This is a genomic window from Bacillus sp. NS1 (assembly GCF_058248265.1).
The window spans coordinates 906,842-926,876 of sequence record NZ_JBZAZF010000001.1; the positions used below are offsets into that span (position 1 = coordinate 906,842).

The 20,035-nt window shown below is 44.3% G+C and carries 22 protein-coding genes, 1 pseudogene and 1 riboswitch; of the genes and pseudogenes, 18 read left to right on the top strand and 5 right to left on the bottom strand.

The window, feature by feature from the left end:
* The first annotated feature begins 82 nt into the window (after positions 1–82).
* Positions 83–189, top strand: a riboswitch (SAM riboswitch).
* Between the two features lie 107 nt (positions 190–296).
* The 10 genes from metN to sufB all read left to right on the top strand — a co-directional run bounded on the left by metN (position 297) and on the right by sufB (position 8,994).
* A complete protein-coding gene (gene metN, locus AC4CV5_RS04545; protein ID WP_166848646.1) occupies positions 297–1,322 on the top strand; it encodes a methionine ABC transporter ATP-binding protein MetN in 1,026 nt (341 codons plus the stop codon).
* A complete protein-coding gene (gene metP / locus AC4CV5_RS04550) occupies positions 1,315–1,983 on the top strand; it encodes a methionine ABC transporter permease MetP (protein ID WP_064816396.1) in 669 nt (222 codons plus the stop codon). The genes metN and metP overlap by 8 nt, the downstream gene beginning before the upstream one ends.
* A 13-nt stretch (positions 1,984–1,996) precedes the next feature.
* Positions 1,997–2,821, top strand: coding sequence for a methionine ABC transporter substrate-binding lipoprotein MetQ (metQ, locus tag AC4CV5_RS04555; protein WP_166848649.1), 825 nt, complete (start codon positions 1,997–1,999; stop codon positions 2,819–2,821).
* Positions 2,822–2,905: 84 nt separating this feature from the next.
* Positions 2,906–3,283 (top strand): carboxymuconolactone decarboxylase family protein, encoded by a 378-nt coding sequence (locus AC4CV5_RS04560; protein WP_166848651.1) that lies wholly within the window; start codon positions 2,906–2,908, stop codon positions 3,281–3,283.
* A gap of 192 nt (positions 3,284–3,475) precedes the next feature.
* On the top strand, positions 3,476–3,613 hold the full coding sequence (locus AC4CV5_RS04565; protein WP_003228600.1) for a YuzK family famiily protein: 138 nt from the start codon (positions 3,476–3,478) through the stop codon (positions 3,611–3,613).
* A 193-nt stretch (positions 3,614–3,806) separates the two neighbouring features.
* On the top strand, positions 3,807–4,592 hold the full coding sequence (sufC, locus tag AC4CV5_RS04570) for a Fe-S cluster assembly ATPase SufC (protein ID WP_003222801.1): 786 nt from the start codon (positions 3,807–3,809) through the stop codon (positions 4,590–4,592).
* Between the two features lie 17 nt (positions 4,593–4,609).
* Positions 4,610–5,923 carry a Fe-S cluster assembly protein SufD gene (sufD, locus tag AC4CV5_RS04575; RefSeq protein WP_166848654.1) on the top strand — a complete coding sequence of 438 codons (1,314 nt, stop codon included), beginning with the start codon at positions 4,610–4,612 and terminating at the stop codon, positions 5,921–5,923.
* Positions 5,923–7,143: a cysteine desulfurase SufS gene (sufS, locus tag AC4CV5_RS04580; RefSeq protein WP_166848656.1), complete on the top strand. Its 1,221-nt coding sequence runs from the start codon at positions 5,923–5,925 to the stop codon at positions 7,141–7,143. The genes sufD and sufS overlap by 1 nt, the downstream gene beginning before the upstream one ends.
* Positions 7,133–7,576 (top strand): Fe-S cluster assembly sulfur transfer protein SufU, encoded by a 444-nt coding sequence (gene sufU / locus AC4CV5_RS04585; RefSeq protein WP_003222809.1) that lies wholly within the window; start codon positions 7,133–7,135, stop codon positions 7,574–7,576. The genes sufS and sufU overlap by 11 nt, the downstream gene beginning before the upstream one ends.
* A gap of 20 nt (positions 7,577–7,596) precedes the next feature.
* A complete protein-coding gene (sufB, locus tag AC4CV5_RS04590) occupies positions 7,597–8,994 on the top strand; it encodes a Fe-S cluster assembly protein SufB (protein ID WP_003222811.1) in 1,398 nt (465 codons plus the stop codon).
* A gap of 87 nt (positions 8,995–9,081) precedes the next feature.
* Here sufB and AC4CV5_RS04595 read toward each other — a convergent pair whose 3' ends face one another.
* Both AC4CV5_RS04595 and AC4CV5_RS04600 read right to left on the bottom strand, forming a co-directional pair.
* Positions 9,082–9,354, bottom strand: coding sequence for a hypothetical protein (locus AC4CV5_RS04595; RefSeq protein WP_166848658.1), 273 nt, complete (start codon positions 9,352–9,354; stop codon positions 9,082–9,084).
* The gene (locus AC4CV5_RS04600) at positions 9,354–9,503 is read right to left on the bottom strand and encodes a spore protein (protein WP_166848661.1); all 150 of its coding nucleotides are present in this window, start codon (positions 9,501–9,503) and stop codon (positions 9,354–9,356) included. Before AC4CV5_RS04600 ends, AC4CV5_RS04595 begins: the two co-directional genes overlap by 1 nt.
* Positions 9,504–9,661: 158 nt before the next feature.
* Between AC4CV5_RS04600 and AC4CV5_RS04605 the strand changes: the two genes are divergently transcribed.
* From AC4CV5_RS04605 to AC4CV5_RS04635, 7 genes are all read left to right on the top strand, one after another.
* A complete protein-coding gene (locus tag AC4CV5_RS04605; RefSeq protein ID WP_490922141.1) occupies positions 9,662–10,786 on the top strand; it encodes an NAD(P)/FAD-dependent oxidoreductase in 1,125 nt (374 codons plus the stop codon).
* A 94-nt stretch (positions 10,787–10,880) separates the two neighbouring features.
* Positions 10,881–11,255 (top strand): nucleotide excision repair endonuclease, encoded by a 375-nt coding sequence (locus tag AC4CV5_RS04610; RefSeq protein ID WP_166848666.1) that lies wholly within the window; start codon positions 10,881–10,883, stop codon positions 11,253–11,255.
* Positions 11,256–11,470: 215 nt separating this feature from the next.
* Entirely contained in the window at positions 11,471–12,457 is a 987-nt protein-coding gene (gene frlB / locus AC4CV5_RS04615) for a fructosamine deglycase FrlB (protein ID WP_166848669.1), read from the top strand.
* An 80-nt stretch (positions 12,458–12,537) separates the two neighbouring features.
* Positions 12,538–13,806, top strand: coding sequence for an ABC transporter substrate-binding protein (locus AC4CV5_RS04620; protein ID WP_490922142.1), 1,269 nt, complete (start codon positions 12,538–12,540; stop codon positions 13,804–13,806).
* A 57-nt stretch (positions 13,807–13,863) separates the two neighbouring features.
* Entirely contained in the window at positions 13,864–14,742 is an 879-nt protein-coding gene (locus AC4CV5_RS04625; RefSeq protein WP_490922143.1) for a carbohydrate ABC transporter permease, read from the top strand.
* Between the two features lie 3 nt (positions 14,743–14,745).
* On the top strand, positions 14,746–15,648 hold the full coding sequence (locus AC4CV5_RS04630; protein ID WP_222141988.1) for a carbohydrate ABC transporter permease: 903 nt from the start codon (positions 14,746–14,748) through the stop codon (positions 15,646–15,648).
* Positions 15,649–15,661: 13 nt separating this feature from the next.
* Positions 15,662–16,516, top strand: coding sequence for a fructoselysine 6-kinase (locus tag AC4CV5_RS04635; RefSeq protein WP_490922144.1), 855 nt, complete (start codon positions 15,662–15,664; stop codon positions 16,514–16,516).
* A gap of 24 nt (positions 16,517–16,540) precedes the next feature.
* Here the strand turns inward: AC4CV5_RS04635 and frlR are convergent, their stop codons facing one another.
* Positions 16,541–17,269, bottom strand: a complete 729-nt coding sequence (frlR, locus tag AC4CV5_RS04640) for a transcriptional regulator FrlR (RefSeq protein WP_166848683.1) — start codon at positions 17,267–17,269, stop codon at positions 16,541–16,543.
* A 181-nt stretch (positions 17,270–17,450) separates the two neighbouring features.
* Here frlR and AC4CV5_RS04645 point away from each other — a divergent pair, with 181 nt between their 5' ends.
* Positions 17,451–18,554, top strand: coding sequence for an ABC transporter ATP-binding protein (locus AC4CV5_RS04645; protein WP_490922145.1), 1,104 nt, complete (start codon positions 17,451–17,453; stop codon positions 18,552–18,554).
* 32 nt (positions 18,555–18,586) lie between these two features.
* On the opposite strand, the gene AC4CV5_RS04650 is transcribed toward AC4CV5_RS04645, so the two are convergent.
* Together AC4CV5_RS04650 and AC4CV5_RS04655 are read right to left on the bottom strand one after the other, a co-directional pair.
* Positions 18,587–19,453, bottom strand: a complete 867-nt coding sequence (locus AC4CV5_RS04650) for an endonuclease I family protein (protein ID WP_166848689.1) — start codon at positions 19,451–19,453, stop codon at positions 18,587–18,589.
* Between the two features lie 81 nt (positions 19,454–19,534).
* Positions 19,535–19,606, bottom strand: a pseudogene (locus AC4CV5_RS04655) (hypothetical protein); the annotation flags it as partial.
* Between the last annotated feature and the right edge of the window lie 429 nt (positions 19,607–20,035).

Genomic DNA, 20,035 nt, shown 5'->3' on the forward strand with positions numbered 1-20,035 from the left:
ACATCATTTATTTTATTGACATTTAATCATTCGCCATGCTATTCTACATTAAGAATTTCCGGACGAAAAAGACTATATATTTCTCTTATCAAGAGAGGTGGAGGGAAGTGCCCTATGAAGCCCGGCAACCATCAACGCTGTTGAAATGGTGCCAATTCACACGAAGCGTTCAGCTTTGAAAGATGAGAGAAAGGCCATTTTATATAAGCCTTTCTGCTCAAGTGTGCAGAAAGGCTTTTCTTTTGCAGAAAAAACCCGGAAGATTTCTTAGAATAGTGTTAAGGCAGGTGATTGCTTTGATCAATCTTCAAGATGTTTCAAAAGTTTATAAGTCGAAACACGGAGATGTCAATGCTGTCCAAAATGTCTCGCTTTCCATCAAAAAAGGTGAGATTTTTGGAATTATAGGATATAGCGGAGCTGGTAAAAGTTCCTTAATCCGTCTGCTGAACGGCCTTGAGAAACCAACCTCAGGAACCGTGGAAGTGGCGGGAACCAAGATTAATGAAGTAAACGGACGCGCCTTAAGAAATGCACGCCATGAAATCAGCATGATTTTCCAGCATTTCAATTTGCTTTGGTCGCGCACCGTTAGAGACAATATCATGTTTCCTTTAGAAATTGCCGGGGTGAAAAAGAGTGAACGGATCAAGCGCGCCGATGAACTGATTAAACTGGTCGGATTAGAAGGAAAAGAAAAATCTTATCCGTCTCAGCTGAGCGGCGGGCAAAAGCAGCGTGTTGGAATCGCCAGAGCGCTTGCAAACAATCCGAAGGTTCTCCTTTGTGATGAAGCGACATCAGCATTAGATCCGCAAACAACAGATTCAATTTTGGATCTATTGTCCGATATTAATGAAAGACTCGGTTTGACGATTGTGCTGATCACGCACGAAATGCATGTCATCCGCAAAATCTGCAACAGAGTCGCTGTTATGGAAAACGGAAAGGTTGTGGAAGAAGGCGAAGTTCTCGATGTCTTCAAAAATCCGAAGGAAGACATGACAAAACGATTTGTTCAGCAGGTGACAGAGCCGGAAGAAACGAAAGAAACGCTTCAGCACCTTCTTGATGAAACAGGATCAGGAAAAATGGTTCAGCTCACATTTGTCGGTGATTCAGCTGAGCAGCCTCTGATTACAGAAATGATCAGAAACTTCAATGTCAGCGTCAATATTCTGCAAGGGAAAATCTCGCAGACTAAGGATGGAGCTTACGGTTCACTGTTCATCCATATTGATGGAGCCGAAGAAGAAGTGCAAAACGTGATCCGGTTCATTAATGACAAACAGGTGAAAGCAGAGGTGATCACGAATGTTTGAAAAATACTTCCCGAACGTTGATTTAACTGAGTTATGGAATGCGACATATGAAACACTTTATATGACGCTGATCTCTTTACTGTTTGCTTTTGTCATCGGGGTGATCCTCGGCTTGCTGCTTTTCCTGACAAGCAAAGGGAGCCTTTGGCAGAATAAAGCGGTCAACTCTGTGATTGCAGCCGTTGTCAACATATTCAGATCAATTCCGTTCCTTATTTTAATTATTTTACTCTTAGGGTTTACGAAGTTCTTAGTCGGCACGATCTTAGGGCCAAACGCCGCATTGCCGGCGCTGGTGATCGGCTCGGCACCGTTTTACGCGCGCCTTGCTGAAATCGCATTGCGCGAGGTTGACAAAGGTGTTATTGAAGCCGCTAAATCAATGGGCGCCAAAACGTCTACGATTATTTTCAAAGTGCTGCTTCCGGAGTCTATGCCGGCCCTTATTTCTGGCATCACGGTTACAGCCATTGCTTTGATCGGCTCAACGGCAATTGCCGGAGCCATCGGTTCAGGCGGCCTTGGAAACCTTGCGTACGTAGAAGGATATCAGTCTAATAATGCTGATGTTACCTTCGTTGCAACTGTATTTATTTTAATCATCGTCTTTATTATTCAAATCATCGGTGATTTAATAACAAATATTATAGATAAACGATAAGGGAGGATTTACATTGAAAAAGCTATTTTTGGGTGCATTACTGCTTGTATTTGCAGGGGTTATGGCTGCCTGCGGATCAAATAACGGCGCTGAATCCGGCAAGAAAGAAATTGTGATTGCAGCGACAAAAACACCGCATGCGGAAATTTTAAAAGAAGCTGAACCATTATTGAAAGAAAAAGGCTACACGCTGAAAGTGAAAGTGCTTAGTGATTACAAGATGTACAACAAAGCTTTAGCTGATAAAGAAGTGGATGCGAACTACTTCCAGCACATTCCTTACCTTGAGCAAGAAATGAAAGAAAACACAGATTACAAGCTTGTGAATGCCGGAGCTGTTCACTTAGAGCCATTCGGTATTTACTCTAAAAAATACAAATCGCTGAAAGACCTTCCAAACGGTGCGACAATTATCCTGACAAACAATGTCGCTGAACAAGGCCGTATGCTTGCAATGCTTGAAAACGCAGGATTAATCACACTTGATTCTAAAGTGGAAACAGTTGACGCAACATTGAAGGACATTAAGAAAAACCCGAAAAACCTTGAATTCAAAAAAGTAGCGCCTGAATTAACGGCAAAAGCATATGATAACAAAGAAGGAGACGCGGTCTTCATCAATGTAAACTATGCGATCCAAAATAAATTAAATCCTAAAAAAGACGCGATTGAAGTAGAATCAACGAAAAACAACCCATACGCTAACATCATTGCAGTAAGAAAAGGCGAAGAAGATTCAGCAAAAATCAAAGCGCTGATGGAAGTTCTTCATTCTAAAGAGATCAAAGACTTCATCGAGAAAAAATACGACGGAGCTGTGCTTCCTGTATCTGAATAAGACTGAAACCCCGGATGAGAAATCCGGGGTTTTTTTCGGGTATTTTCATAAAAGCTGTTCATAATAAAAAGGAATGTTAAACAGATGGAGGGATCTTCTTTGAATCAAGACAGAGGAAGCATGCAGGACGCGCTAAAACAGTATAAATTAGGTTTAGGCACATTTGAACAAAAGATGCCGCTGATGGGAAGAAAGTTTAACGAGTTTACTGAACAATGCTTTGCCGGCAATTCTCTGACTGAAAGAGAAAAACAGCTGATCGCCCTCGGAATCGCCATCAATGCACAGGATGAATATTGCATGATCTATCACACAAAAGGCTGTCTTGATGAGGGAGCGACAGAAGAAAACATTCTCGAAGCAGTCAGTGTGGCAGCGGCATTTGGAGGCGGCGCGGCTCTCAGCCAAGGCGTGACAGTTGTCCAGCAGTGCATCGAGGAATTTGGAAACACCACGCATTAAGAGAAGGAATATTCCGAAAAACAATTCTCATTTGATCTAAAAGGATGCTTTCGTCTCATCTGCCGTTATTTCAAGCCATATCCTTTTTGCGGCATCCATCGCAAGGCTGATACAATAGAAGCAAATATATGAAGGGATTGATTCATTATTTGCAACAGCCAGGATAGACTGAACCTCGATTATACGTCTGAAATGGAAAAAGCGATGCAGCTGTCTCACGGAATTGGATACGAGGAGTACGGACGCCGGCTGGAAACAAGAATGAAAGTAGAGCGGCAGAGAGAGCTTGATTATGAAAAGAGCAAGCGGATTTCTGCGGGAGCTTATTGAGAAAATCAATCTTTTAAAAAAGGGTGGGAATCCACTCTTTTTCTTTTTCAATCGCTTTAATAAAGTGCTGATCTTTGTTAAACTTGAGGAATGTGCAAGGCATGATAAAAAGTTGTATTTACTTTTCATTTGTTATAAAATTAGAATGAGAATAAAATGAGAATAATGATTATATATTTTTGGAGGTATAGATATGGCTGCTTCAACATTAACGATCAAAGATCTTCACGTTGAAATCGAAGGGAAAGAGATCTTAAAGGGTGTAAACCTTGAAATAAAAGGCGGAGAGTTCCACGCTGTAATGGGACCGAACGGAACTGGTAAATCCACTTTATCAGCTGCTATTATGGGGCATCCTAAATATGAAGTAACAAAAGGCAGCATCACGCTTGACGGCAAAGATGTACTGGAGATGGAAGTGGACGAGCGTGCGCAGGCAGGTTTATTCCTTGCGATGCAGTACCCAAGTGAAATCAGCGGTGTGACAAACGCCGACTTCCTTCGTTCAGCAATCAACGCGCGCAGGGAAGAAGGCGATGAAATTTCTCTTATGAAATTCATCCGCAAAATGGACGAAAACATGGAGTTCCTTGAAATGGACCCTGAAATGGCTCAGCGCTACCTTAACGAAGGCTTCTCAGGCGGGGAGAAAAAACGCAACGAAATCCTTCAATTAATGATGATTGAACCGAAAATCGCCATCCTTGATGAAATCGACTCAGGTCTTGATATTGATGCACTGAAAGTTGTATCTAAAGGGATCAACAAAATGCGCAGCGAAAACTTCGGCTGCCTGATGATCACTCACTATCAGCGCCTGTTAAACTACATCACTCCAGATGTTGTTCACGTTATGATGCAAGGCCGCGTTGTAAAATCCGGCGGTGCAGAGCTTGCACAGCGTCTTGAAGCAGAAGGTTATGACTGGATCAAACAAGAACTTGGCATTGAAGACGAAACTGTAGACCAAGAAGCGTAAGCGTTAGGGGGATTAACATGACACTAGGTACAAAACTATCCGTAGATCAGGAGTATCTCAAAAGCTTTTCCGAGAAGCATCAAGAACCTGCCTGGCTGAAAGACCTGCGCTTACAGGCTCTTGAACAAGCTGAGGATCTGCCGATGCCGAAGCCTGACAAAACAAAAATCACAAACTGGAACTTCACGAGTTTCGCGAAGCATACAGTAGATACTGAACCGCTTTCTTCATTAGAAGATTTAACTGATGAAGTAAAAGCGCTGATCGATGTTGAAAACGAAGATAAAACATTATATGTACAGCGTGACCAGACGCCGGCATACCTATCTCTTTCTCAAGAATTGAAAGATAAAGGCGTCATCTTCACTGATATTCTGACTGCTGCACGCGAGCACAGCGACTTGGTGGAGAAATACTTTATGAAGGACGGCGTGAAGGTTGATGAGCATAAATTAACTGCTCTTCACGCAGCTCTTGTTAACGGAGGAGCATTCCTTTATGTTCCGAAAAATGTTCAGGTGGAGACGCCGGTTCAGGCTGTTTATGTCCACGAAAGCAATGATACGGCTCTCTTCAACCACGTGCTGATTGTGGCTGAAGACCACAGTTCTGTAACGTATGTTGAAAACTACATCAGTACTGTAAACCCGAAAGACGCTGTCTTCAATATTATCAGTGAGGTCATCACAGGTGATAATGCCAGCGTGACATACGGTGCGGTGGATAATCTGTCTAGCGGTGTGACAACATATGTTAACCGCCGCGGTGCTGCTCGCGGACGCGACAGCAAAATTGAGTGGGCTCTGGGCCTGATGAACGACGGCGACACGATTTCCGAAAACACAACAAACCTTTACGGTGACGGCACATACGGCGATACGAAAACGGTTGTTGTCGGAAGAGGAGAGCAAACAGAGAACTTTACAACACAAATCATCCATTTCGGTAAAGCTTCAGAAGGTTATATCTTGAAGCACGGTGTGATGAAGGATTCCGCTTCTTCTATCTTTAATGGAATCGGCAAAATCGAACATGGCGCTTCTAAAGCGAATGCGGAGCAAGAATCACGTGTGCTGATGCTCAGTGAAAAAGCACGCGGCGACGCAAACCCTATTCTTTTAATTGACGAAGACGATGTAACTGCAGGACATGCGGCATCTGTCGGCCGTGTGGACCCTATTCAGCTTTACTACCTGATGAGCCGCGGAATTGCGAAAGAAGAAGCAGAACGCTTAGTCATCTACGGATTCCTTGCACCGGTAGTAAACGAACTTCCGATTGAAGGCGTTAAGAAACAATTAGTTTCTGTTATCGAAAGGAAAGTGAAGTAATGAATATCACGGATATTCGTGAACAGTTCCCGATCCTTCATCAGCAAGTGAACGGACATGATCTCGTTTATCTCGACAGCGCGGCGACTTCTCAGAAGCCGCGTGCTGTCATTGAAACACTGGATAAGTATTATAACCAATACAATTCCAATGTTCACCGGGGCGTCCATACACTTGGAACCAGAGCGACAGACGGTTATGAAGGAGCGCGTGAAAAAGTCCGCAAGTTTATTAACGCGAAGTCAATGGCTGAGATTATTTTCACAAAAGGCACGACCACATCACTGAATATGGTGGCGTTAAGCTATGCGCGCGCCAACCTGAAACCGGGTGATGAAGTGGTCATCACCTACATGGAGCATCATGCGAATATCATTCCGTGGCAGCAGGCTGTCAAAGCGACTGGCGCCACATTAAAATATATTCCGCTGCAGGAAGACGGAACGATTTCTTTAGAAGACGTCAGAGAAACGGTCACAAGCAACACAAAAATTGTTGCAGTGTCTCATGTATCTAACGTTCTCGGCACGATCAACCCGATTAAAGACATGGCGAAAATTGCCCATGATAATGGGGCTGTTATTGTGGTGGACGGTGCACAAAGCACGCCTCACATGAAAATTGATGTGCAGGATCTCGATTGCGACTTCTTTGCGCTTTCTTCCCATAAAATGTGCGGCCCTACCGGTGTTGGTGTGCTGTACGGAAAGAAAGCCCTGCTGGAAAACATGGAGCCTGCCGAATTCGGCGGTGAAATGATCGACTTTGTCGGGCTTTATGAATCAACTTGGAAAGAGCTTCCGTGGAAATTCGAAGCGGGTACGCCGATTATTGCAGGAGCAATCGGTCTCGGTGCCGCAATTGATTTTCTCGAAGAGATCGGTCTTGATGAAATCTCCCGCCACGAGCACAAGCTTGCAGCTTATGCACTTGAACGCTTCCGCCAGCTTGACGGCGTAACTGTTTACGGACCGCAAGAGCGTGCCGGACTTGTCACATTTAATCTCGATGATGTTCATCCTCACGATGTGGCAACCGTACTTGATGCGGAAGGGATCGCTGTCAGAGCCGGCCACCATTGCGCGCAGCCGCTGATGAAATGGCTGGATGTAACTGCTACTGCAAGAGCAAGCTTTTATCTGTATAATACAGAGGAAGAGATTGATAAGCTTGTGGAAGCTCTTCAAAAGACAAAGGAGTATTTTACAAATGTCTTTTAATGCAAACTTAGATACATTGTACAGACAGGTGATTATGGATCATTACAAAAACCCGCGCAACAAAGGGGTTTTGAATGACAGCATCGTCGTGGATATGAACAATCCGACATGCGGCGACCGAATCAGACTGACAATGAAGCTTGACGGAGACATCGTGGAAGATGCGAAATTTGAAGGGGAAGGCTGTTCCATTTCAATGGCATCCGCTTCGATGATGACTCAGGCGATTAAAGGGAAAGATATTGAAACAGCCCTTTCCATGTCTAAGATTTTCTCGGATATGATGCAAGGGAAAGAATATGATGATTCTATAGATCTCGGGGATATTGAAGCCCTTCAAGGCGTTTCGAAATTCCCGGCCCGTATCAAATGTGCAACCCTGTCATGGAAAGCACTTGAAAAAGGAGTCGCAAAAGAAGAAGGCGGCAATTAAAAGGATTGGAGTGAAAATGGATGGCTAAAAAAATGCCTGATATTGGTGAATACAAGTATGGTTTTCACGACAAGGACGTTTCCATTTTCCGTTCAGAGCGCGGATTGACAAAAGAAATCGTAGAAGAAATTTCTCGCATGAAAGAAGAGCCTCAATGGATGCTTGATTTCCGCTTGAAATCACTCGAGCATTTCTACAACATGCCGATGCCTCAATGGGGCGGAGATTTAAACTCACTGAACTTTGACGAAATTACGTACTACGTAAAACCGTCTGAGCGTTCAGAGCGTTCTTGGGATGAAGTTCCTGACGAAATTAAGCAAACATTCGACAAGCTCGGTATTCCTGAAGCTGAACAAAAATACCTTGCGGGTGTTTCTGCTCAGTACGAATCTGAGGTTGTATACCACAACATGAAAGAAGATCTTGAAGCGCAAGGCATCGTCTTTAAAGACACTGACAGCGCGTTGAAAGAAAATGAAGATATCTTCCGTGAGCACTGGGCAAAAGTGATCCCGCCGACTGATAACAAGTTTGCGGCGCTTAACTCAGCTGTTTGGTCCGGCGGATCTTTCATCTATGTGCCTAAAGGCGTGAAGGTTGAAACACCGCTTCAAGCTTACTTCCGTATCAACTCTGAAAACATGGGTCAGTTCGAACGTACGCTGATCATCGTTGACGAAGAAGCGAGCGTTCATTATGTTGAAGGCTGTACTGCCCCTGTTTACACAACAAACTCACTTCACAGTGCGGTTGTTGAGATTATCGTGAAAAAAGGCGGCTACTGCCGTTATACAACGATCCAAAACTGGGCGAACAACGTTTACAACCTAGTAACGAAGCGTACAGTTTGTGAAGAAAACGCAACAATGGAATGGATCGACGGCAACATCGGTTCTAAACTGACAATGAAATATCCGGCTTGTATCCTTAAAGGCGAAGGCGCGCGCGGTATGACGCTTTCTATCGCTCTTGCGGGTAAAGGCCAGCATCAGGATGCGGGTGCGAAAATGATTCACCTTGCACCAAACACATCATCCACAATCGTGTCAAAATCGATTTCAAAACAAGGCGGAAAAGTAACGTACCGCGGAATCGTCCACTTCGGACGCAAAGCGGAAGGCGCCCGCTCTAACATCGAGTGCGATACGCTCATTATGGATAACAAATCAACTTCAGACACAATTCCTTACAATGAAATCTTAAATGATAACATTTCATTGGAGCATGAAGCGAAAGTGTCTAAAGTATCTGAAGAGCAGCTCTTCTACTTGATGAGCCGCGGTATTTCCGAAGAAGAAGCGACTGAAATGATCGTAATGGGCTTCATCGAGCCATTCACAAAAGAGCTTCCAATGGAATACGCAGTTGAAATGAACCGTTTGATTAAGTTCGAAATGGAAGGTTCAATCGGTTAATTTTTTATAAAAAGGACGTGGCTGGTTTTCAGTCGCGTCCTTTTTTGTATCCAGAAGAAAAACCGCTGGCCGAGAAGCCGCGGTTTCTTACTCTTCGATCTCCTGATTGATAATTTGTTTTACAGATGTATTGCTGTTGTGTTCCCTGTTCATCTCTTGTAAACGAGTATAAGCCGTGTCGAATTCCTCTTTTGACATCTGTTTTGCAGCTAATGCAGAGCATAAAATGGCAAAGGCGATCGGCATTGTATCAATGTGAATATCGATATGGACTTCTGAATTGCCGCTGTTTTCGATCATAGATCCATTGTTAGGCATCTCTTGAGTATATCTGTTGATAGGAATGATATTCTCGTTCATTACTCTTCTCCGTCTTGTGATTGCGCTTGTGCCTGATCCTGATCTGTATTCACGTTAACCACGACTTTTGCATTGCCGCTGTTTTCAACTTTAGCCACTGCTACATTGCGCTTTTTGTTTTCTTCATTTTCATGATGATTTTCGCTCATGGTATCATCCTTTCTCTATTGATAGTGACAGGATATTCAATAGAAGAGTGAAGAGATTGGACGAACTTCGCGGTTTTTCCACATTGGGGCAAAAGGTCGAAGGAAAGCACTCTATTTGGTAAAATGAATAGACATTATAATAGAAAAGGTGTTTGCTTATGAAATCGTACATCATCGTCGGCGCAGGAATTCTCGGCGCGTCGACTGCTTACCATCTTGTCAAATTGGGTGCCCGGGTCACGGTGATTGACCGAAGGGAACCTGGACAAGCGACTGGCGCGGCGGCCGGGATCGTCTGTCCTTGGCTTTCCCAGCGGCGCAATCAGGATTGGTATCAGCTTGCCAAGGGAGGAGCACGGTATTATACGGATTTAATCCATCAATTGGAACAAGACGGAGAAACAGATACAGGATATAAGCGTGTCGGTGCCATCAGCATTCATACTGATGCGTCAAAGCTTGATAAGATGGAGGAGCGGGCGTTTAAGAGACGGGAGGATGCGCCGGAAATCGGCGACATTACACGCTTGTCGGCAAGTGAAACGAAAAAGCTGTTTCCGATTTTAGCTGACGGCTATGAATCAGTTCATATCAGCGGTGCCGCCCGTGTGAACGGAAGAGCGCTGTGCCGGTCGCTTTTAGGCGCTGCAGAGAAACGAGGCGCAAAGATTATCAAAGGAAATGCGTCCTTGCTTTTTGAAAATGGAACGGTCACCGGTGTACAAACAGATACGCAGCAGTTTATGGCTGACGCGGTAATTGTGACAGCGGGGGCATGGGCCAATGAGATTATGAAGCCTCTTGGCATTCATTTTCAAGTGTCCTTTCAGAAAGCGCAGATTATGCATTTTGAAATGATGGACACCGATACAGAATCGTGGCCGGTTGTGATGCCGCCGAACGATCAGTACATTCTTTCGTTTGATAACGGCAGAATTGTAGCTGGCGCCACACACGAAAACAATGCCGATCTTGATGATCTGCGTGTGACAGCCGGAGGACAGCACGAAGTATTGAGTAAAGCGCTAGCGTCAGCACCGGGTCTCGCTGATGCTGCTGCCATTGAAACAAGAGTGGGCTTCAGGCCGTTTACACCAGGATTTCTGCCAGTTGTTGGCGCTGTACCGGACGTTCAAGGCCTTTTTGCCGCTAACGGTTTAGGCGCTTCGGGATTAACGATGGGGCCTTTCTTGGGTTCAGAGCTCGCAAATCTAGTTCTCGGAAAGCAGACAAAAATCGACCTTAGCCCTTATGATCTAGCCGAAGCGTTGCATAATAAGTAAAAGCATAACAAACAAATATAATAAGCTGTTCTAGCTTTTCTTTTCTGTCTGTGTTAGCATTTACCTTTAATGAAAAAGAGGACGTGAACTGATTTTGATAAAAATTGATATACCTGCACCAAATGTCACCATCACCGAACGACAGCAGTCAGCTAATGATAACGAGCCGAAAATAAAGGCGATTCACGGATTCATCGACTTTCACCAGATACCAAGGGATAAAGGCGGCATCTTCATGTTTTACAACATTCATGACGAGCTGCTGTTTGTCGGTAAAGCTAGAAAGTTAAGACAGAGAATTAAGAAGCATTTTGAAGACACTGTCTCACCGATCAAACATCACAGAGACGAAGTATATAAAATTGAAGTATGTGTAGTCGATGATCCAATGGAAAGAGAAATTTACGAAACGTATATCATCAACACACAGCACTCGAAGTACAATATAGACAAGGTATTCTTTAAATAAGAAGCCAGTCTGCGGATTGAACAGCGAAGCCAGAGCTTATGTTAAGCTCTGGCTTTTGATTTGGGCATTTTTCCGCAAATCGACCCTTTGTCTATCAGTTGAGTAAATTATTGAGAAATTTCAGAAAATAATATTGACAATCCCAGTCGCGGACTTTAATATAACAATATATAATGTTATATAACGTTATATAATAAAAATGAGGAGTGAAGGATTTGAGTCAGGTCACAGCAAAAGTAAATCGTGAGGTTCAAGCTTTCTTGCAGGATTTGAAAGGGAAAACCATTGACCATGTATTCTTTGTCGCATGCGGAGGGTCTTCGGCTATTATGTATCCGAGTAAATATGTGTTTGACAGGGAGTCAAAATCAATCAACTCCGACCTTTACAGCTCCAACGAATTTATTCAGCGTAACCCTGTTCAGCTTGGTGAAAAGTCTCTTGTTATTTTGTGTTCGCATTCGGGAAATACTCCGGAAACAGTCAAAGCTGCTGCGTTTGCAAGGGGCAAAGGCGCACTTACGATTGCGATGACGTATAAACCGGAGTCTCCTTTAGCACAGGAAGCGCAATATGTTGCCCAGTACGATTGGGGTGATGAGGCACTTGCAATCAATACGAACTATGGCGTTCTGTATCAAATCGTTTTCGGCACCCTGCAAGTATTAGAAAACAATACGAAATTTGAACAAGCAATTGAAGGTTTAGATCAATTGCAAGCTGTGTATGAAGAAGCCCTTAAGCAGGAAGCTGACAACGCACAGCAATTCGCAAAAGCTCATGAAAAAGAAAGCATTATTTATACAATGGCAAGCGGTGCAAACTACGGTGTCGCTTACTCCTACAGCATCTGCATTCTCATGGAAATGCAATGGATTCATTCCCACGCCATTCATGCCGGAGAATATTTTCACGGACCGTTTGAAATTATTGATGAATCCGTGCCGTTTATCATCCTGCTCGGTTTAGATGAAACTAGACCTCTTGAAGAGCGGGCGCTTACCTTCTCGAAAAAGTATGGCAAAAAGCTTACTGTGCTTGATGCCGCATCTTACGATTTCACTGCAATTGACGATTCAGTTAAAGGCTATCTTGCTCCGCTCGTTCTCAACCGTGTGCTGAGAAGCTATGCGGACGAGCTTGCAGAGGCGAGAAATCATCCTTTATCTCATAGAAGATACATGTGGAAAGTTGAGTATTGATCTGAAACTGAGGAACCATTATGCATTAGACTATAATGTTATATAACATTATAGTCTAATGTCCAGAGGAGGCCAACCCTTTGAAGAAAATGTTGTTGTTCTTGATCATTGCAGCTGTCAGTATGCTCACCATTGCGGGCTGTTCGAGCCAGAGCAGTTCAGCGGATGGAAAGGTGACATTGAAATTTTTCCACAGATGGCCGAAGGAGCCGGAAAAAAGTTATTTTGAAGAGGTTGTTAAGGAATTTGAAAAAGAGCATCCGGATATCGACATTCAAATTGAAGCCGTTTTGAATGACTCCTATAAAGACAAAATTAAGGTTATGCTGGGAACCACCAGCCCTCCTGATATTTACTTCTCTTGGAGTGACGAGTTTGCTTTTAAGTTCATCAGAGGCAATAAAGCACTTGATCTCTCGTCCTACTACAAAAATGATACAGATTGGTCATCACAGCTCGTTCAATCGCAAGTTACACCATTTACTTATGAAAACAAGCAGTATGGTGTACCGTGGCAAATGGACGCTAAATCATTCTTCTATAATAAAGACATTTTTCAAAAGCTGAACCTTGATCCCCCAAAGACATGGGATGAATTAATTGATGTATCAAAAAAGCTGAAAGAAAATGGCTACACACCGATCAGTTTCGGAACAAAGGCGACTTGGACAATCTCGCACTACATCGGCACGCTCAATCAGCGGATGGTAGATGAAAAAACACGGGAAAAGGACTATAACGCCAAAACAGGTGAATTTACTGATGAAGGCTATGTAAAAGCGCTTGAAAAGCTTCAGGAGCTAATGCCTTACTTCAATAAACATGTAAACTCCGTCGATCATGAATATGTGAGACAGCAATTTAAGAGCGGAAAGTCGGCGATGATATATGCGGAAACAGCGGAAATCAAGCTGGTTGAACCGGTGAATCTGGGGATGTTCCCATTCCCTGAAATCAGCGGGCAAAAAGGATCTTCAAAAGCGTTAACGGGAGCGCCAGAAGGGTTCATGATTGCCTCAAAAACAAAACATCCGAAGGAAGCGATGGAATTTTTGCAGTTTCTGACGTCGAAAAAAATGGGTGAAAAGCTCGTCAAAGATGTCGGGAAATACAGTGCGGTGCAAGGAACGGCTACCGAAGAAAATTCTACAGCTATTCAGCGTGAAGCAGTTCAGCAAATTGTTGATGCCAAATCAATGATTCCATGGTTTGATATGGATGTCGATGTTGAAATCGCAGATGCGTATTTAACGAGTGTCCAGCAAATGCTTGGCGGCGACATGACACCGGAGCAGGTGATGAAAGCCGTTCAAAAAGCAGCGAAGCAAGTGAAGGCGTCAGCTGAATAAATCAAAGAAAAGGTGAAGCTTCGCACCTTTTCTTTTTATAAAGGAGATGAGATATCCTTGGTCAATCAGAATAAAATAATCCCCTATTTGTTTTTGGTGCCCGCTCTCGTTTTTTTACTTTTCGTTTATATCCCGATTTTTGAGAATGTCTTCCTCAGCCTGTTTCAATGGAGCTCTTTTTCTCCGGAAAAAACGTTTATCGGATTGAAAAACTATGTTGAATTATTTCATGATCCTGTCTTCTATCAGGCACTTACCAATAATGTGCTTTACGCAGTGATCTCAATTGTATGCCAGGTATTTGGCGGTTTGATTTTGGCGGCGGTGCTTGAGGATAAGCTGGTCAGAAAATGGTCGCCGTTTTTTCGTACCGTTTTCTTTTTGCCGGTTGTCATCTCCATGACGGTGATTGCGCTTTTGTTTGATTTTATTTACAACCCTGAGACGGGGCTTTTAAATCAGCTGCTTCAGGCGGTCGGTCTTGATCAGCTGACGAGAGCCTGGCTCGGGGATGACAGCACGGCTATGCTTTCTGTTATTTTTGTGTCTCAATGGCAATCTGTCGGTTATATTGTGATGCTATACATTGTGTCAATTCAAAAAATACCGGATGAACTGTATGAAGCGGCCCGGCTTGACGGAGCGGGAAAAATTCAGCAGTTTTTTCATATTACCGTTCCCCAGACGAAAGAGATGTCTTTTGTTGCAGTGGTTATGACGCTGACCGGCGCATTTACGGTATTTAATGAACCGTACATATTGACAGGCGGCGGGCCGGGAAACGCCTCAGAAGTATTAAGCACGTTTTTATACAAAAGCGCCTTTACAAAGGATATGATGGGCTATGCCTCAGCGATTGCCACCGTTGTGTTACTCATTACGCTCGCATTGTCGCTCATGCAAATGAAGTTCTTTAAAACCGGAAAGGAGGACTAACAGATGCTGCCTCAGAAGGAGACAGATTCGTTCAGATTGGAGCCTGTGCCAGACCGGCACATTGAGATGAAAAGAAAGCCTAGACGAAAATGGTACATCGGAGAAACGTCTGTGTGGGTTTTTCTATTTCTATATCTTATTGCGATCGCCTATCCGCTTCTATGGATGGTGATGAGCGCCTTTAAAAACTCGGACGATATTTTTGAGCATAGCTGGTCGCTGCCGTCTTCATGGCATCCGGAAAATTTTGTGTCCGCCTGGAATCAGGGGATTTCTTCTTATTTTATGAACAGTGTCATCGTCACGGCGCTTACGTGTGTGATCACTGTCTTTATCAGTGCATGGGCGGCGTACGGCCTTTCCCGGTTTGAGTTTAAAGGAAAAGGATTCTTTTTGGTGCTTTGTCTTGGCGGTTTGATGCTGACGCCGCAGGTCAGTCTTGTGCCGCTTTATTCTATTATTCAGTCGCTGGGCCTTTACAATACGTATTGGGCGTTAATCCTGCCGTATGCGGCTTACCGGATCCCATTCACCATCATTTTGATCCGTTCCTATTTTCTTTCTGTTTCCAAAGAATTGGAGGAGGCGGCTTATTTAGATGGGTGCACGAGTTTTGGAGTATTTTTCAGAATTTTCTTACCAATGAGTGTGCCGATTTTGGTGACATCCGGCATTTTGACGGCTTACCATACGTGGAATGAGTTTATGTTTGCGATTATCTTCATAGATGATGAGAATTTGCGGACCATTCCAGCCGGGCTGATGCAGTTTAGAGACGCGCTGCAGACAGATTGGGGCGTCCTGCTGGCGGGATTAACGATTTCAGCTGCGCCGATTATTATTCTATTTTTATTGATGCAGAAATATTTTGTCCGCGGGATTGCAAGCGGAAGTGTAAAAGGATAAAGGAGGAAGCACAATGAAATTGATTGCGGTTGGAGATAACGTTGTAGATTACTATCAGGACCAAGAAACGTTCTATCCGGGAGGAAATGCCTTAAACGTCGCAGTGCTTGCCAAACGGCTCGGGCATGATGCTTCCTATATCGGGATCGTTGGCAATGACGAAGCAGCGGCACATCTTTTGAACGTACTGAAAATGGAGAAGGTCAATGCGGATTACATCCGCCAGGCGCACGGAGAAAACGGAATGGCGATTGTCACCCTTGATGAACAGGGGGACCGTATTTTTGTCAGATCAAATAAAGGCGGCATTCAGTCCCGGCTTCGGCTCGCGTTCCAGGAGAAAGATATAGCCTTTATCAGCGGGCATGATCTGCTGCATACCAGTGTGTACAGCAGACTTGAGAACGATCTTCCGCAACTGTGCGGGCTGATCCCGGTCTCCTTTGATTTTTCAACTAATCGGGAAAATGATTATTTGAGGAAGGTCTGTCCTTATGTGACGTATGCGTTTTTTTCAGGAAGCGATTTGAGTGAGTCGGAGTGCGGCGAGCTTGCTGAAAAAGCTCATAAGTATGGAGCGAAAATCGTATGTATGACTCGCGGGGGCCAAGGAGCAATCCTGTCTTCGGGTGACCGAATCTACCATCAGCCGATTGTGGAAACTGATATAATAGATACACTTGGAGCGGGAGATTCTTTCATTGCGGGTTTTTTGACTGCTTTTTGCGAGAAGCAGGACATCATGCACGCTTTGCGCCAAGCGGCGGAAACGGCTGCGAAAACATGTGGTGTGTACGGGGCTTTCGGTTATGGCCATCCTTTTCGCTTGGAGGATGGGGGAAGCAGTGAAAAAACGAGAATACTATAAGCAGTGTCTCGTTTTTTATGCCTGTTATGTGTAGGGACTGTTGATCGTAAAAGTGACACGGTTTGTGTGCATCAGAAACAGTGAGCAATAGATTGGCTGGTCGTTTGATGTAAAAGCCGTTTTGTCGATTTCAAACAGTGCATCCCCGATATCGCAATCCAGGTATTTGCTTTCCTCCTGCTGGGCATATACGACATTTAATAGCTTCGTATTGTACGTGGGTACAACTTTGTATTGCTGTTTCAAAATATCATGCATGGATACGCCGTCAGCAATAAAGGTATCAATGCCGGGAAACAAATCCAGCGGATAATGCGTCACTTCAAAGGAAAGCGGCTGATCATCGTTATATAAAATCCGTTTTAATTCAACGACAGGGCTCTCGGGATTGATTTGCAGCTTTTCGGCAATGGGTTTTGCCGCAGGAATGATCTCATGGGACAGCACCTGATGCTTCGGTTTTTTGCCGGTTGATTCCATAAATTCTGAGTAGCCGTTTACAGCGATCAGCTCTCGTTTTAATTTAGGGCTTTTAACGAACGTTCCCTTTCCCTGCTGCCTGATTAGATAGCCTTCCTCGACTAAATCGAGAATGGCTTTCCTGACGGTAATGCGGCTGACATTATACTTGCTGCAAAGCTCGTTTTCGGTAGGCAGCTTGGCAGTTGGGGAATACACGCCCTTTTTGATGTCATCAGTGATGATTTGTTTTAGCTGAATGTATAAAGGTGTAGAACTTCCGTTGTTTAACAAAGGGTAGCCTCCTTTTAACCTATTATTCATATTATAATGTATTATGACGTTATAATACAAATTCACACTTTTTATTTTGGAAATATAGCAAAAATAGGAATCGATTACTCTAAAAATAACAGAAAGACCAAGTTGTTTCCAGTGACGAAATAACAGATCAAAAGATAGGGGGACATTACTGGTGGCTTCGTTAACATTTGAGCATGTCAAAAAATCATATCACTCACAATTAACGGTGAAGGACTTTGATTTAGATGTAAAGGATAAAGAGCTTTTGGTGCTGGTGGGGCCGTCAGGATGCGGAAAATCGACCACGCTGCGGATGGTGGCGGGATTGGAAAGCATCTCTGCAGGAAACCTCCTCATCGATGGGGAGCGGGTCAATGATCTCCCGCCGAAAGAACGTGATATTGCGATGGTATTCCAAAATTATGCCCTTTATCCACATATGACGGTTTTTGATAATATGGCGTTTGGATTAAAGCTCAGAAAGATGCCGAAACAGGAAATTGCCGGGCGAGTCCATGCGGCAGCAAGAATTTTAGAGATTGAGCATTTGCTGAAGAGAAAACCGAAGGCGCTCTCCGGCGGGCAGCGGCAAAGAGTGGCGCTTGGCCGATCGATTGTGAGGGAGCCGAAGGTCTTTTTAATGGACGAGCCGCTTTCCAATCTGGACGCAAAGCTGAGAGTGACGATGCGGACAGAAATCAGCAAGCTTCACCAGCGTTTAGAGGCTACTATCATTTATGTCACGCATGACCAGACCGAAGCGATGACAATGGGCGATCGGATTGTCGTAATGAATGAAGGGGAAATCCAGCAAGTGGCGAAACCTCACGACATTTATCATTACCCGGCAAATCTGTTTGTCGCAGGATTCATCGGCTCCCCTGGAATGAACTTTCTGAAAGGCGTTATTGAAGAACAGCATGGAGAGCTGTTTTTCACAAACCCCTCGATCAGGCTTCATATTCCTGAAGAAAAAGCGAAGCGGCTTAAAGAAAAGGGATATGCGGAAGAACAAGTGATTACCGGTGTCCGGCCGGAGCATATCACACAAATGACAGAAAATGATCAGCTGTTTGATTCAGTGTTTAAAGCAAAGGTAGAAGTGAATGAAAATCTGGGATCAGAGCTGATTGTGCATGTCACGGCAGGGGATGAACGGCTCACGGTCCGCCTGGACGGAAACACGCGAATCGCCGCAGGCGATTCGATCCAGCTGGCAGTGAAAATGGATCACGTCGTTTTTTTCGATGCGGAGACAAAAGAGGCTGTGTATTAGAAAAGGTGCTCCTAAACAGGAGCACCTATTTCTTATGGCCAAATCTCGTCCGCCCATTCGGGGTGGTCGATAAATGGATTGCGGTTGTGCTGATATTTCTCATAAATGATTTCATTTCTTTTTCGCTCGCGGTCATCAACAGGGTCTTGCTTATTCCATTCGAGCAGGACAGATTGTTTTCCGTGATAAGGAGCTGAGCCGTTGCCTGTTTTATCATTCAGTTCAAGATCAGGGTATCCGTCATCACCTTCATAACGAACAGCCATGTAAAACAGCATGCGGGCGACATCGCCTTTCACATCATCGCGGGGCTCCCATGAATCTCCGTCATAATAATTTCCGGGCGCTTTCGCATGTTCTGTGCCGCCGTTGTCAAAATCCATATTTCCTCTTGCGCTGTTGACTTGAACATCAGCCGGGCGCAAATGATGAATGTCGGTGCCAGGCCCCTTGCTTGTACCAAAGTCACCATGGGATTTCGCCCAAACGTGCTCGCGGTTCCAATCGCCGACATTGCCGCCGTTCAGGTTTTTCGACCGGGATTCATTCGTATAGAGCAGGATGACGTTATTTGGGTTTCTCGGGTCTTCATCGGTTTCTTTCAGCGCGTTCCATACCTCGCTGTAGGACAGCATTGTGTGCCCGCTGATGATGCGGTGCAAGGCGTTTTTTAGCGATTCTCCTGTTTTTCCTTCAGTCCCTTCATAATAGGTATCTGTGTCAGTGTAGGGTGCAGCGGGGGCGGCTAATGAGAGAAGGCCCCCGGTTCCTGAAGGGGAAGACGCGAATCGGTCATTCAGGCTCAATGCGGTCTGCGGGCTTGCTGAAGCGGCGGGTGCAAACCATCCGGAAATCAGTAATACACAAATGAGCGGCAGAAACCATGCTTTTTTTGTCATCACTTGCCCTCCTTTTATCAGATCATATCTATTATCTAAAATTGAAACAAAGGATAGAAGTGTCATTTTGTATATTTTTCATTAAAATTGTAAATTAGTCCCTTTGGAGGAGGCAGATATCCACTGTTCCAATATCTTTAGGCCCCGTTTTTGCTTCAGCTGAGATTTGGCAAGGCCTGTTCCCTCTTCAATTGATGTGGTATGTCCGAATAAATAGTAACGCAGTCCCGCATTCATGATGACTTGCTTTCTATCATAGTCTACCTAGGCTTCCTAGCTGCCGGGGATCGCCTTGATTTTTCTGCCTGTACGGCCGGACTCATAGTTTGATGCAAAGCTGCTTCGTTCGCCTTTAATCCATAGTCCTCCGGTTTTAAAATAAACGATTCCGTTTTGTTCTCATTGATTGTAAACATGAAGCTGTTGCAGTGAACAGGGACTCTGTTGCATATTGGCTCTCTCCCTTACCGTATTTTCTATTGACTTTACATGAAAATGACACTGAGAGGTAGGGAGGTTCTGGCCGATCTAGTTCCGAATGGATATTGTGACTAAAAAATAAACGATTTTTTGGTTAATCTG